The organism is Rhizobium sp. RHZ01 (assembly GCF_014851595.1).
Lineage (GTDB): Bacteria > Pseudomonadota > Alphaproteobacteria > Rhizobiales > Rhizobiaceae > Rhizobium > Rhizobium altiplani.
The window spans coordinates 23,585-36,176 of record NZ_JACUZZ010000006.1 but is presented as its reverse complement, the minus strand read 5'-3'; the positions used below and the strand labels follow the sequence as shown (position 1 = coordinate 36,176).

Sequence of the window (12,592 nt, the reverse complement as noted above, 5' to 3'; positions counted from 1 at the left end):
GAGGGCTCGAACCATATGGTGTCCGAGCCCAAGCTATAGCAGGTGGCTGATTCCCAGACATTCGCTTTGCGAAAAGCAGCATATAATCCGGTTGCCCCCGAAACTCGAAATAATTATCGAATTTTCGCAAGCGGGTATCTAAGCAACTGATTTTTAAAGGAAAACGATGGCACGCCCTAGGGGAGTCGAACCCCTCTTCCCAGAATGAAAATCTGGTGTCCTAACCGATAGACGAAGGGCGCTTCCTTCGTGGTGGCGCCCTTATAGTCAGGCACTTTGAATCCCGCAAGCGGCAAAACCAGAAAAAATCACAATGGCGCGATTTTTTCTCTCCCTTGAACCTCCGGCGCCTAGGAAAATCTGTCTATCTTTTTGATATTTCGCCGTTATTTCTATATTCACAAGCTCTTCTCAGCATGTGGAAAGTTTCAGGTGACGCGGCGGGCCATGGCCAAGCGCGCCGCACCTCGCCTCAGGCGCGCACCTCGAAGACCATGTTGAAGGGTGTTTCCGTGGCGCGGCGGAAATGCTTGAAGCCGGCATCGAGGGCGACCTTACGCAGCTTGGTTTCCCCGGCCTGCGCGCCGAGTCCGAGGCCGACCTCCTGAGAGAGCGACGCCGGCGTGCAGATCATCGTCGACGCGCCGTAGTAGACGCGGCCGACCGGATTGAGATTGTCCTTCAGGCAGTCGTGGGCGAAGGGCTCGACGACCATCCAGGTTCCATCGGCCGAGAGCGATTCCTTGACATGCTTGCCGGCACCGACCGGATCCCCCATGTCGTGGAGGCAGTCGAACATGGCGATGAGATCGTAGTTCCCCTCCGGAAAGCCGGCGGCGGGCGCCTGTTGGAATGTGACGCGATCTGAGACGCCGGCCTCCTTGGCGGCAGCCTTCGCCCGCTCGATCGACGGGGCGTGATAGTCGAAGCCAAAGAACGTCGAGGCAGGATAGGCCTTAGCCATCAGGATCGTCGAAGCGCCGTGGCCGCAGCCGACATCAGCGACCTTGGCGCCGGCTTTGAGGCGGGCGTCGACGCCCTGGAGCGCCGGAATCCACTCAGCAACCAGATTGTTGTTGTAGCCGGTCCGGAAGAAACGCTCCGTGCCGCGGAACAGGCAGGCGCTGTGTTCGTGCCATCCCACACCCTTGCCGGTCCGGAAGGCGTCAGCCACCTTCGGTTCGTCCGTCCACATGGCCTGCACGACCTGAAAGGCGCCAGCAAAGAAGGCTGGGCTGTCCTCCTCGGCAAAGACCATGGCCTGCTCTGGCGTCAGATGAAAGCGATCGCTCTTCTCGTCATAGCTGACGTAGTCGGCAGCTGCGAGGGCGGACAGCCACTCCCTGATATAACGTTCCTTGATACCTGTTTTTTTCGACAGTTCGGAAGAGTTGCGCGGCTTGCCGTCGGCCATGGCCTTGAACAGGCCGAGGTCATCGCCCAGCACCACCAGCGCTCCGGAGACGGCCGCGCCAACATCGCCGATTAACCTGCCGACGAGTGCATCTACTTTCTGCATGTCAGGTTCGCGCATGTCTTCCTCCCTCGGAAGTGCAGGAAAAGCCAGCCCGGCCGGCACTATACCACCGTCGGCGTTTTGCCGCTAAGCAAACGCCTGCTGCATCGCGGGGATGTTATCCCGTCAGCGGAGCTCGACGGTTGCCCGGAACAAATCTAACGTACTGGTTGCACCAATTGTCGCGTTGACAAGAAAATTGGCCAGCCTGATAGTTTGATTGCCCCTGGAGGCCTGGAGGAAAGATCATGATCAAGCAGTTGACTATTCTTGCATCCGTTTCCCTGCTCGGGGCGTTGGCGTTTGCTACGCCGTCCTCGGCGCTGACCATGAAGGAATGCAGCGCGAAGTATAAATCGGCCCAGGCTGACGGCTCTGCGAAGAACATGAAGTGGAACGATTTCCGCAAGGCGCAGTGCGGTCCGGATGCGACGGCCGAACCCGATGTCACCCTCAACAGTGGCGAAGAACCGGACAAGCCGACGATGACGGCGCCCAAGGGCGTGTCGTTCCCGACAGCAATTTCACCGAAATACGCCAAGGAAACGCCCGGAAAGGGCCGGATGCATACCTGCGTCGACGCCTACCATCAGAACAAGGATGCGAACACGCTCAATGGCCTGAAGTGGATCCAGAAGGGCGGCGGCTTCTACAGCCTCTGCAATGCCAAGCTGAAGACCTGATCGCTCTCAGGCTCGCCTCGAAAGGCCCCGTCATCGGGGCCTTTTGTTTGTGATGTTATGGCGCCGCGTGTGAACCGCCAGAAGTGCCCCGAAACGAAAAGGCCGCCGGAAAAATCCGACGGCCTTGAATTTGTTGTTCGCCAATCGACCTAGTGCAGGATCTGGCTGAGGAACAGCTTGGTGCGCTCGTGCTGCGGATTGTCGAAGAACTCGGCCGGCGAATTCTGCTCGACGATCTGCCCCTGGTCCATGAAGATGACGCGGTTGGCGACCTGACGCGCGAAGCCCATTTCGTGCGTCACGCAGAGCATCGTCATGCCTTCTTCCGCAAGCCCGACCATGGTCTCCAGAACTTCCTTGATCATTTCTGGGTCGAGCGCCGAGGTCGGTTCATCGAAGAGCATGATCTTCGGGTTCATGCAGAGCGAGCGGGCGATCGCCACGCGCTGCTGCTGACCGCCCGAGAGCTGGCCCGGATACTTGTTGGCCTGTTCCGGGATCTTGACGCGCTTCAGGAAGTGCATGGCGACTTCTTCCGCCTGCTTCTTCGGCATCTTGCGCACCCAGATCGGCGCCAGCGTGCAGTTTTCCAGGATCGTCAGGTGCGGGAAGAGGTTGAAGTGCTGGAAGACCATGCCGACTTCGCGGCGCACTTCGTCGATCTTCTTGAGGTCGTTGGTGAGTTCGACGCCATCGACGATGATCTGGCCCTTCTGGTGTTCTTCCAGACGGTTGATGCAGCGGATCATCGTCGACTTGCCGGAACCCGACGGGCCGGCGATGACGATGCGCTCGCCACGCATAACTTTCAGATTGATGTCGCGCAGAACGTGAAAATCACCGTACCACTTGTTCATGCCGATGATGTCGACGGCAACGTCGGTTGCCGAAACGGTCATCTTCTTTGGTTGAGCCTCAGCCATGTGTTCGTTCCCTTATCTTTTATCGTTTGTGGCCGGTATCGAGATAGCGTTCCATGAAGCCTGAATAGCGCGACATGCCGAAGCAGAACAGCCAAAAGACGAAGCCAGCGAAAATCAGGCCTGTCAAGGGTGTCACCGCGCTCGCCCAGTTGGCGTCCGTGAAGTTGAAACGGACGATACCGAGCAGGTCGAACATGCCGATGATCGACACCAGCGATGTGTCCTTGAACATGCCGATGAATGTATTGACGATGCCCGGGATGACCAGCTTGATCGCCTGCGGCAGGATGATCAGCCGCATTTTCTGCCAGTAGCCGAGCCCGAGCGAGTCGGCCCCTTCGGACTGGCCCTTCGGGATCGCCTGCAGGCCGCCACGGATAACCTCGGCCATGTAGGCGGAGGCGAAGATCGCCACACCGATCAAGGCGCGGAGCAGCTTGTCGATCGTAAAGCCTGTGGGCAGGAACAGCGGAAGCAACACGCTCGCCATGAACAGCACGGTGATCAGCGGTATGCCGCGAATGATCTCGATGAAGCCGACGCAGACCATCTTGATGACAGGCATCTTCGAGCGGCGTCCGAGTGCCAGGATGATGCCGAATGGCAGCGACACGGCGATGCCGACGAAGGAGAGCACCAACGTCACCATCAGGCCGCCCCAGAGCGGCGTATCCACCATTTCGAGCCCGAAGCCGCCATAAAGCAGCCAGAAGGCAAGAAGCGGCAAGACGGCAAACAGCAGAATGGCGTTGGTGCGCTTGAATGGTGCCTTGGGGATCAGCATAGGCACGAGCAGCAGCACAAACAGGATCCCGACGATTGTCGGACGCCAGCGTTCGTCCAGTGGATATCGACCGAAGACGAACTGGTCGAACTTCGCATTGACGAACGCCCAGCAGGCGCCGCTCCAGCCGTCGGGTTGCGTGCCGCCCTGAACGGTGGTTGCACAGAAGGTGCGGTCCGTTCCGGTCCAGACGGCCTGGATGAATAGCCAGTTGATGACGTGCGGCAATGCCCATGCGAGCAAGGCAACGGCCAGAGCCGTCAGGACGACGTCTTTCGGCGTAGCCAGCAGGTTCTTGCGGATCCAGGCCAGAGGCCCGCTTTCGCTACGCGGCGCGGGTTCGGCATCGATGAAATTCGTTCGGACGAACGCTTGGTTGGATGTCGACATCTTATCTCTCCACCAAGGCCATCTTGGCGTTGAACCAGTTCATGAACAGCGATGTGAGGATGCTGATGGCGAGATAGACGACCGCCCAGATGAACACGACTTCAATGGCCTGTCCGGTCTGGTTCAGGATCGTACCGCCGACGGCGACGAGATCCGAAAAGCCAATGGCGATCGCGAGCGACGAGTTCTTCGTCAGATTCAGGTACTGGCTGGTGAGTGGCGGAATGATGATGCGCAAAGCCTGCGGAACCACCACGAGGCGCGTGATACTTGATGGATGCAGGCCCAGTGCGCCGGCGGCCTCGGACTGGCCCTTCGGCACACCGCGAATGCCGGCGCGGACGATTTCGGCAATAAATGCCGCCGTATAGAAGGACAGTGCCAGGAACAACGACATGAATTCCGGGCCGATGACGGAGCCGCCGGTGAGATTGAACTTGCCAGCAACTGGCACATCGAACGAAAGCGGCAGGCCGGACAGCAGGAACACCAGACCGGGCAGGCCGACAATCAGCCCGATGGAAGCCCAGATCGTGTGGAATTGCTTACCGGTTGCGGCCTGACGTCTATGCGCCCAGCGCGCGATTATTGCGGCTGCCACGATACCAACCAGAAATGCCACGCCAACCGCCCACATGCCTTCACCGAAGATCGGCTTCGGGAAGGCGAGCCCGCGATTGTTGAGAAACATGTTCAGTGGCAGGTGCAGCGACTCTCGCGCGCCTGGCAGAACAGCGAGAACGCCCTGATACCAGAAGAAGATGACGAGCAGCGGCGGGATGTTGCGAAATACCTCGACATACACCGTGCAGAGCTTGGCGATCAGCCAGTTGTGCGACAGGCGCCCGATGCCGACGACGAAGCCAATGATCGTGGCCGTAATGATGCCGGTGACCGCGACGAGGATTGTATTCAAAAATCCGACCACAAGGGCTCGGCGATACGTCGCATCGCTCGAATATTCGATCAGCGACTGGCCGATGTCGAAGCCGGCGCGCCCGCTCAGAAACCCGAAGCCGGAGGCCGTGCCGGCGCGGGCGAGGTTTTGAGCCGTGTTATGGGCAATCCACCACACGAAGCCGACGATGAGCGCGACGGTCAGAACTTGGAAGAAAATGCCCCGAATCCTCGGGTCGTAAGCCACCGACCGGAAACTCCAGCCAGTGCTTTGCACATGTGACGTGTGCATAGCCTCTTGCGTCATGCCGAGTCTTATCCCCTATGAGCCCGTTTTCGGGCTTTTCTCTTTATATAGGGAAGGCGGCTGACCGCCTTCCCAAGTCTTGACCAGCCGCTTAGCGGACCGGCGGAGCGTACTGGATGCCGCCCTTGTTCCACAGCGCGTTCAGACCACGCTCGATCTTGAGCGGGCTGCCTTTGCCGACGTTGCGCTCGAAGACTTCGCCGTAGTTTCCGACGCCCTTGATGATGTTATAAGCCCATTCATTGGTGAGCCCGAGGTCGGTGCCGATCTTGGTATCGGTTTCCGTGCCGAGGAAGCGCTTGATGTCAGGATTGGCCGAGTTCTTCATTTCATCGACGTTCGCCTGGGTGATGCCGAACTCTTCGGCATTGATGAGGGCATAGGCCGTCCACGACACGATGTCGAACCACTGATCGTCACCCTGACGAACGGCCGGGGCGAGCGGCTCCTTCGAGATGATTTCCGGAAGGATCATGTGCTCGTCTGGGTTCTTCAGCGTCAGACGCAGCGAGTAGAGGCCGGACTGGTCAGTCGTGTAGACGTCGCAGCGACCAGCGTCATAGGCCGCGTTGACCTCTTCAAGCTTCTCGAAAACGACCGGATTGTACTGGAGGTTGTTGGACTTGAAATAGTCGGCAAGGTTCAGTTCCGTCGTCGTGCCGGACTGGACGCAGATGGCCGCACCGGACAGCTCAAGTGCCGACTTCACGTTCAGGCTCTTGCGGACCATGAAGCCTTGGCCGTCGTAGTAGGTGATCGGGCGGAAGTTGAAGCCTTGCGCGGTGTCGCGGTTGATCGTCCAGGTGGTGTTACGCGACAGAAGGTCGACTTCGCCCGACTTCAGCGCCGGGAAACGGTCCTTGGCCGACAGCGGCGTGTACTTCACCTTGGCCGGGTCGCCGAAGACAGCCGAAGCAACTGCCTTGCAGAAGTCGACGTCGAAGCCGGCCCAGTTGCCGGAAGCGTCAGGTTGCGCGAAACCGAGAAGGCCGGTGTTGACGCCGCACTGAATGAAACCCTTTGCCTTCACGTCTTCGAGCGTGGTGGCAGAAGCTGCAGAAGCGCCAACTCCGAAAACTGCTGCGCCGATGGCGACCGACAGAAGCTTAATCTTCATTTTTCCCAACCTTTTCCTTTGTCTTATCTTTCTGTGGGAGCGCTCGCGAAGCAGGCAAACCTCCCAGATGACCCGACACCCTCCCGGCGCGAGTTGGTGCTATCACAGTCGCAAATGTCACTATGGTCAAGTGTCGCGATGAAAGATTGCGTGATATTTCGGCAATTCACTAATTGAGGCGCATAAAATGCGCAGATGGCTATCGAAATGGCAGCATCTTGCCAAAAAAACCGCGCAAAACCGCTGATATATCTGAGGAATTTGCATGGCAGGGATGCTGTGCGAGTCCGGGCTACGGGGTTGACCGATCGTTTTACGCGGTCCAAGAGTTTGGCTGCATCCCACCGCCAAAGGCATTTCCGATATGATAGATAAAGAAGGCCTGCTTCAGAACGCCGGCATCAACACGCGCCTTTCCCACCTCGGCAACGATCCGGCCGAATACCACGGTTTCGTCAATCCGCCCGTTGTCCATGCCTCCACGGTCCTCTTTCCAAATGCGAGGACGATGGAGACACGTGGACAGAGGTATACGTATGCAACGCGCGGTACCCCGACGACGGATGCGCTTTGCGAGGCGATCGATGCGCTGGAAGGGTCCGCTGGGACTATCCTCGTGCCCTCGGGCCTTGCAGCTGTTACCGTCCCGTTCCTGGCGTTCCTGTCGGCCGGTGACCATGCGTTGATCGTCGATTCGGTCTATGGACCGACCCGTCATTTCTGCGACACGATGCTGAAGCGTCTCGGTGTAGAAGTAGACTATTACGATCCGCTGGTCGGTGCGGGCATCGAAGCGCTGATCAAGCCGAACACCAAGCTCGTTCATACGGAAGCGCCTGGCTCGAATACCTTCGAAATGCAGGACATTCCGGCGATTGCCGCGGTCGCCCACAAGCAGGGGGCCGTGGTAACGATGGATAACACCTGGGCGACGCCTGTTTATTTCAGGCCGCTCGACTTCGGTGTCGATGTCTCGATTCACGCCGCCACCAAATACCCGTCCGGGCACTCGGACATCCTGATGGGAACAGTCTCGGCAAACGCCAATTACTGGCCGCAGCTGCACGAAGCGAACATTACGCTCGGCATTTGCGGAGCGCCTGACGACGCCTATCAGATCCTGCGTGGATTGCGGACCATGGGCGTGCGCCTGGAGCGACACTATGAAAGTGCGCTCACGATCGCCAAATGGCTGGAGGGCAGGGAGGACGTCGCCAAGGTGCTGCATCCGGCGCTGCCGAGCTTCCCATCGCACGAATTGTGGAAGCGCGATTTCAAGGGCGCGAGCGGCATCTTCTCTTTCGTGCTTGCCGTGGACGCGCCGGAAAAATTCAAGGCCAAGGCGCACGCCTTCCTCGACGCGCTGCAAATCTTCGGCCTGGGTTGGTCATGGGGTGGGTTCGAGAGCCTCGCGCTTCACGTCAACCTGAGCGATCGCCGTATCTGCAAGGCGCCCGCCGAGGGGCCGGTCATCCGTCTGCAGATCGGGCTTGAGGATGTCGTCGATATCAAGGCCGATATCGAGCGCGGTTTCGCCGCGGCAAAAGCCGTCTGATCAAGTGCCGGCGCGGTAGCCGTAAATCCAGTCGAGATCCGCCGCGAGACTTTGCGGCGGCCGCAGCGCCAGAACGATGTCCCGGCCGATGCGCATCGGTCCGCGGGCGTGATAGGCAAACTGGTTGAATGCACCGCGCTGGCGCAGCCGCGCAATCCGCGGCGTGCGATGCGCTTCGAACAACCGCAGGGCTTCGGCGACGGGATGCGACGGGGCGAACAGCGCAAGCTCATAAGCGTCTTCGATTGCCATTGCGGCACCCTGCGCCGCGAAAGGCATCATTGCGTGTGCGGCGTCGCCGATGAGGACGCAGTTGTGGCCGTCGTGCCAACGCCCGTTCGTCGTTTCGTACAAGGGCCAGAAGGTGACGTCGCCTGTCTTGGCGAATAGTTCGACGATCGCAGGATGCCACCGAGAAAAACGCGACAGCAGTTGCTGACGCTGGGCATCCGTCGGCTGGTTGGTCCAGTCGTGCGATGCGGCATTGCCGGCGGTGATCGCCACCATATTGAAACGGTTGGCTTCCCTGAGCGGATAACAGACGAGATGCGCTGAGGGACCAAGGATGGCAGAGACGCTCGTCCGTTCAAGAAAGGCGGGCGCATTTGCGGCGTCAACGGTGAAACGGTAGGCGATGTTGCCGGAGAACCGCGGCGAGGGGCTGCCTTCGATGCTTTCCCGAACCTGCGACCAGACGCCGTCGGCGCCAATCAGAAGGTCTGCTTGGCGGTCTGACAATGGCCGGCCCTTGATCTGCGCGCCTAGATGTATCTGGCAGAGCGGCTCGTTGGCGACGGCGTCGAGCAGGGTTTGCTGCAGCGTGGAGCGATGCAGGACGCCGTAGGGAGCACCCCAGCGGGCGCGTGCAAAGCTCCCGGCGGGAACGGCTGCCAGCCGGCGCAGTGAGGTTCCGGATATCAGCTGGATGGAGTCCGGCTCGAGCCAGGCGTCGGTCAGGCGCGCGAGTACTCCCAACTCGGCCAGAATGCGTGACGCATTGGGCGAAATCTGCAGACCGGCGCCGACCTCGGTCAGTTCCGGCGCCTGCTCGAAAATCTCGGAACTGATGCCGCGCCGTGCCAAAGCAAGTGCAGCTGTAAGGCCCGCTATGCCCGCGCCAACGATGGCGGCATGTTTAGCCGGCATAGGCTTTCCGATCTCGAAATGGGTGTCAGGCGGCCTTGACGTGGAAGACGCAGCCAGCCGGATTGGTCTGGGTTGCCTTCAGCGCACCATTGAAACGGTAGAGGGTCGAGCAGTAGGAGCAGACCTTCTCGTTCTCATCGCCCATGTCGATGAAGATGTGGGGATGATCGAACGGAACGGAGGCACCGGTGCACATGAACTCTTTCACGCCGACTTCGATAACGCGGTGTCCGCCGTCGTTCTGGAAGTGGGGAATGTTGTGGCCGGCCATGTCTGTCTCCGAATGCTTTGTAACGTGCGCGGACCTTATAGTCCTTCACCGCAAATGTGTAGAGCCAAAGAGCGCTCGGACGCACAGTTTTTGCACCTGCGAGGGTTTCAGTTCTCTGGCCTATAAAATATGGTCCGGCAAAAAGGACAGTCCGATGAACTTGAATACGCCCGCTTTTTCCAGCTTGACACATGATGGGCTGAAGCTTGCCTTCTTCGATGAAGGCGATCCGGGCGGCGCTCCCGTGCTGTTGATCCACGGTTTCGCTTCCAGCGCCAACGTCAACTGGGTTAATCCCGGCTGGCTGAAGACCCTGGGCGACGAGGGCTACCGAGTCATAGCTATCGACAACCGCGGACACGGTGCAAGCGACAAGCCAAGGGATGCCGAGGCCTACCGTCCCTGGCACATGGCAAGCGATGCGATTGCGCTCCTTGATCACCTTGGGATTCCGGAAGCCAACCTGATGGGCTACTCGATGGGAGCCCGCATTTCCGTTTTTGCGGCACTTGCCCACCCCGACCGGGTCCGCTCGCTGGTCCTCGGCGGTCTTGGGATCGGCATGACGGATGGTGTCGGCGATTGGGATCCGATTGCTGATGCCTTGCTGGCTCCGTCGCTCGACGATGTCTCTCATGATCGCGGACGCATGTTCCGGGCCTTCGCCGACCAGACGAAGAGTGACCGTGACGCACTCGCCGCCTGTATCAAGGGATCTCGCGACCTCGTGGCACGCTCCGACATGGCGAAAATCGAGGCGCCGACCTTGATCGGCGTTGGAACGAAGGACGACATTGCAGGTTCAGCCCAGGAACTGGCTGCGCTGATGCCGCATGCCCAGGCGCTTGATATTCCCGGCCGCGATCACATGCTGGCCGTCGGAGACCGCGTTTTTAAGAAGGCGGCGCTGGAGTTTTATGCCAAAGTCGCCGGATAGTGACTTGCCTCCATGCCGGTGCTGCGGGACAAAGGATTCCCCAAGTACCCATTTATGTTAACAGGTTTTTGCCCTATATAGAGCCGAGCCTACGCATACGAGGAGACCTTTCATGGTCGCAAAGACAGACATTCGCTCTCTTGAGACTGGCAATCCTCTCAAGGTGATGGATCCGATCTGGGACAGCCTGCGCGAGGAAGCGCGTGTTGCCGCGGAAAACGATCCGGTGCTGGCCGCATTTCTCTATTCGACCGTGCTGAATTATCGGTCGCTCGAAGAGTGCGTGATCTACCGCATCTGTGAACGTCTCGATCATCCGGACATGCAAGCGATCCTGCTGCGCCAGACCTTCGATCAGATGCTGGAGGATTGGCCGGAGTGGAGCGCGATCCTGCGGGTCGACATTCAGGCGATCTACGACCGCGACCCCGCATGCCTGCGTTTCATGGAAGCCGTGCTCTATTTCAAGGGATTCCACGCGCTGCAGACGCACCGCCTAGCGCATTGGTTGCTGAACCGCGGCCGCCGCGATCTGGCGCTCTATCTGCAGAGCAGATCCTCGAGCGTGTTCCAGACCGACATCAATCCCGCAGCGCGTATCGGCAGGGGCATTTTCCTTGACCATGCCACCGGGTTGGTCGTCGGCGAAACCGCTGTGATCGGCGACAACGTGTCGATCCTGCATGGTGTCACCCTTGGCGGCACCGGCAAGGAAGGCTCGGATCGGCATCCGAAGATCGGCAGCGGTGTCCTGATCGGCGCCGGCGCCAAGATTCTTGGCAACATCGAGGTTGGCTATTGTTCGCGCATTGCCGCTGGCTCTGTCGTGCTGAAGGCGGTACCGCCGAAGACGACTGTGGCGGGCGTGCCGGCCAAAGTGGTCGGAGAAGCCGGGTGTTCGGAACCGTCGCGAATAATGGATCAGGTGATCGGCGCGGATATCTGAGCCGCTTACCGTCTTAACAGTACGACATATCGGCGGGGATAGCGTTCGCGCGTCTGTCCCCGCGCCTTTACAGCGCCGTCTTTCCCATGCAAGAAGCGGCCAACCGAGACCGCTCAGGAGATGCAGTGTGAAGCCCGAAGAAATCAAGAAGCTCGACGCCTATTTCAAGCGCACGTTCAACCCGCAGGTGATCGTCAAGGCACGCCCGCGAAAGAACGATTCCGCGGAAGTCTATCTCGGCGAAGAATTTCTGGGTGTCGTCTATATCGATGACGAGGACGGCGACCGCTCCTATAATTTCTCGATGGCAATCCTCGACGTTGATCTTTGATTTGTGATTGACGGGCGGCCTCGCCGCCCGTCTGCCATGTCGCGCCCGCGAGCGGCTTGCTTCTCAAGGCAAGTCGCTTGATCGATCTGCAGCGCGGCTCAGGCCTTGATCCCGCAAACCTCCGATTGTTTCTTTTCGCAGGGCAATCTTTAGCGGAAAAATAGGCTGCCTTCTCTGGACCACTCCGTCGAATGCTCCATCTCCTCTTCTGAGCATGTGCTCTGGCGCTAAGGAGGGATGCTGAGAATGGGTATTTTCGACAAGATCAAGCACGCGATTTTTGGTGAAGCCGTGGCCGCTCCGGTCACACCGTCCGCGGCACCCACGCCACCGCCGACCGCAGCAGCGCCAAGCGCCGCGCCCGCAGCCCCATCGCAGCCGACTCCGGCCACCGCGTCGCCCGCCGCAGCTGCGATCGATATCGTGCCGCTGCTCGATGCCGCTGTGAAGAAGAGCGGACAGAAGCTGGATTGGCGCCGTTCGATCGTCGATCTTATGAAGGCTGTCGGTATGGACGCGAGCCTTGCGGAGCGCAAGGAACTTGCGGCAGAGCTTGGCTTTACCGGCGATCCGCACGACACCGCCACCATGAACATGTTCCTGCACAAGGCATTGATGAAACGGCTTGCCGAGAATGGCGGAAAAGTTCCGGCAGACCTCCTTGATTGACGGCTCAATGCTGGCGGCGCCGCACCGAAATTCTTCGAAAGCTCTTGGTTGCGGCGCTCCTGATATATTTTAGCAAAATCAACTATTGGAGAGGGTGTCGTTGTGTCTTGCCCGAAGAAA

Annotated in this window: 13 protein-coding genes and 1 tRNA gene; 6 read left to right on the top strand and 8 right to left on the bottom strand. The window is 59.4% G+C overall.

All coding sequences use genetic code 11. From position 1 onward, the window contains the following. Positions 1 to 167: 167 nt before the first annotated feature. Together IB248_RS08775 and IB248_RS08770 are read right to left on the bottom strand one after the other, a co-directional pair. Positions 168 to 242 (bottom strand) — tRNA-Glu (locus IB248_RS08775). A gap of 230 nt (positions 243 to 472) precedes the next feature. Next, positions 473 to 1,534 (bottom strand): class I SAM-dependent methyltransferase, encoded by a 1,062-nt coding sequence (locus tag IB248_RS08770; protein WP_018859944.1) that lies wholly within the window; start codon positions 1,532 to 1,534, stop codon positions 473 to 475. A 230-nt stretch (positions 1,535 to 1,764) separates the two neighbouring features. On the opposite strand from IB248_RS08770, the gene IB248_RS08765 reads away from it, so the two are divergent. Continuing rightward, a complete protein-coding gene (locus IB248_RS08765; RefSeq protein ID WP_018859943.1) occupies positions 1,765 to 2,199 on the top strand; it encodes a hypothetical protein in 435 nt (144 codons plus the stop codon). 149 nt (positions 2,200 to 2,348) lie between these two features. Here IB248_RS08765 and IB248_RS08760 read toward each other — a convergent pair whose 3' ends face one another. The 4 genes from IB248_RS08760 to IB248_RS08745 all read right to left on the bottom strand — a co-directional run bounded on the left by IB248_RS08760 (position 2,349) and on the right by IB248_RS08745 (position 6,617). Then, complete coding sequence (locus IB248_RS08760; RefSeq protein ID WP_018859941.1) at positions 2,349 to 3,122, bottom strand: amino acid ABC transporter ATP-binding protein; 774 nt, start codon at positions 3,120 to 3,122, stop codon at positions 2,349 to 2,351. Positions 3,123 to 3,141: 19 nt separating this feature from the next. Next, on the bottom strand, positions 3,142 to 4,296 hold the full coding sequence (locus IB248_RS08755; RefSeq protein ID WP_018859940.1) for an amino acid ABC transporter permease: 1,155 nt from the start codon (positions 4,294 to 4,296) through the stop codon (positions 3,142 to 3,144). 1 nt (position 4,297) lies between these two features. Then, a complete protein-coding gene (locus IB248_RS08750) occupies positions 4,298 to 5,500 on the bottom strand; it encodes an amino acid ABC transporter permease (RefSeq protein ID WP_026372163.1) in 1,203 nt (400 codons plus the stop codon). Between the two features lie 91 nt (positions 5,501 to 5,591). Continuing rightward, positions 5,592 to 6,617, bottom strand: coding sequence for an amino acid ABC transporter substrate-binding protein (locus tag IB248_RS08745; protein WP_018859938.1), 1,026 nt, complete (start codon positions 6,615 to 6,617; stop codon positions 5,592 to 5,594). A gap of 364 nt (positions 6,618 to 6,981) precedes the next feature. On the opposite strand from IB248_RS08745, the gene IB248_RS08740 reads away from it, so the two are divergent. Beyond that, positions 6,982 to 8,172 (top strand): cystathionine beta-lyase, encoded by a 1,191-nt coding sequence (locus tag IB248_RS08740; RefSeq protein ID WP_192240723.1) that lies wholly within the window; start codon positions 6,982 to 6,984, stop codon positions 8,170 to 8,172. On the opposite strand, the gene IB248_RS08735 is transcribed toward IB248_RS08740, so the two are convergent. Next, the gene (locus IB248_RS08735; protein WP_192240722.1) at positions 8,173 to 9,318 is read right to left on the bottom strand and encodes an FAD-dependent monooxygenase; all 1,146 of its coding nucleotides are present in this window, start codon (positions 9,316 to 9,318) and stop codon (positions 8,173 to 8,175) included. It lies immediately after the preceding gene. A gap of 25 nt (positions 9,319 to 9,343) precedes the next feature. Next, entirely contained in the window at positions 9,344 to 9,589 is a 246-nt protein-coding gene (locus IB248_RS08730) for a zinc-finger domain-containing protein (protein ID WP_018859934.1), read from the bottom strand. Between the two features lie 154 nt (positions 9,590 to 9,743). On the opposite strand from IB248_RS08730, the gene IB248_RS08725 reads away from it, so the two are divergent. From IB248_RS08725 to IB248_RS08710, 4 genes are all read left to right on the top strand, one after another. Next, a complete protein-coding gene (locus IB248_RS08725) occupies positions 9,744 to 10,526 on the top strand; it encodes an alpha/beta hydrolase (RefSeq protein WP_192240721.1) in 783 nt (260 codons plus the stop codon). Between the two features lie 112 nt (positions 10,527 to 10,638). Beyond that, positions 10,639 to 11,472 carry a serine O-acetyltransferase gene (gene cysE / locus IB248_RS08720; protein WP_169683356.1) on the top strand — a complete coding sequence of 278 codons (834 nt, stop codon included), beginning with the start codon at positions 10,639 to 10,641 and terminating at the stop codon, positions 11,470 to 11,472. Between the two features lie 127 nt (positions 11,473 to 11,599). Next, positions 11,600 to 11,803: a DUF3126 family protein gene (locus tag IB248_RS08715; RefSeq protein ID WP_007532353.1), complete on the top strand. Its 204-nt coding sequence runs from the start codon at positions 11,600 to 11,602 to the stop codon at positions 11,801 to 11,803. Positions 11,804 to 12,049: 246 nt separating this feature from the next. After that, the gene (locus IB248_RS08710; protein ID WP_192240720.1) at positions 12,050 to 12,472 is read left to right on the top strand and encodes a DUF3597 domain-containing protein; all 423 of its coding nucleotides are present in this window, start codon (positions 12,050 to 12,052) and stop codon (positions 12,470 to 12,472) included. Positions 12,473 to 12,592 lie beyond the last annotated feature (120 nt).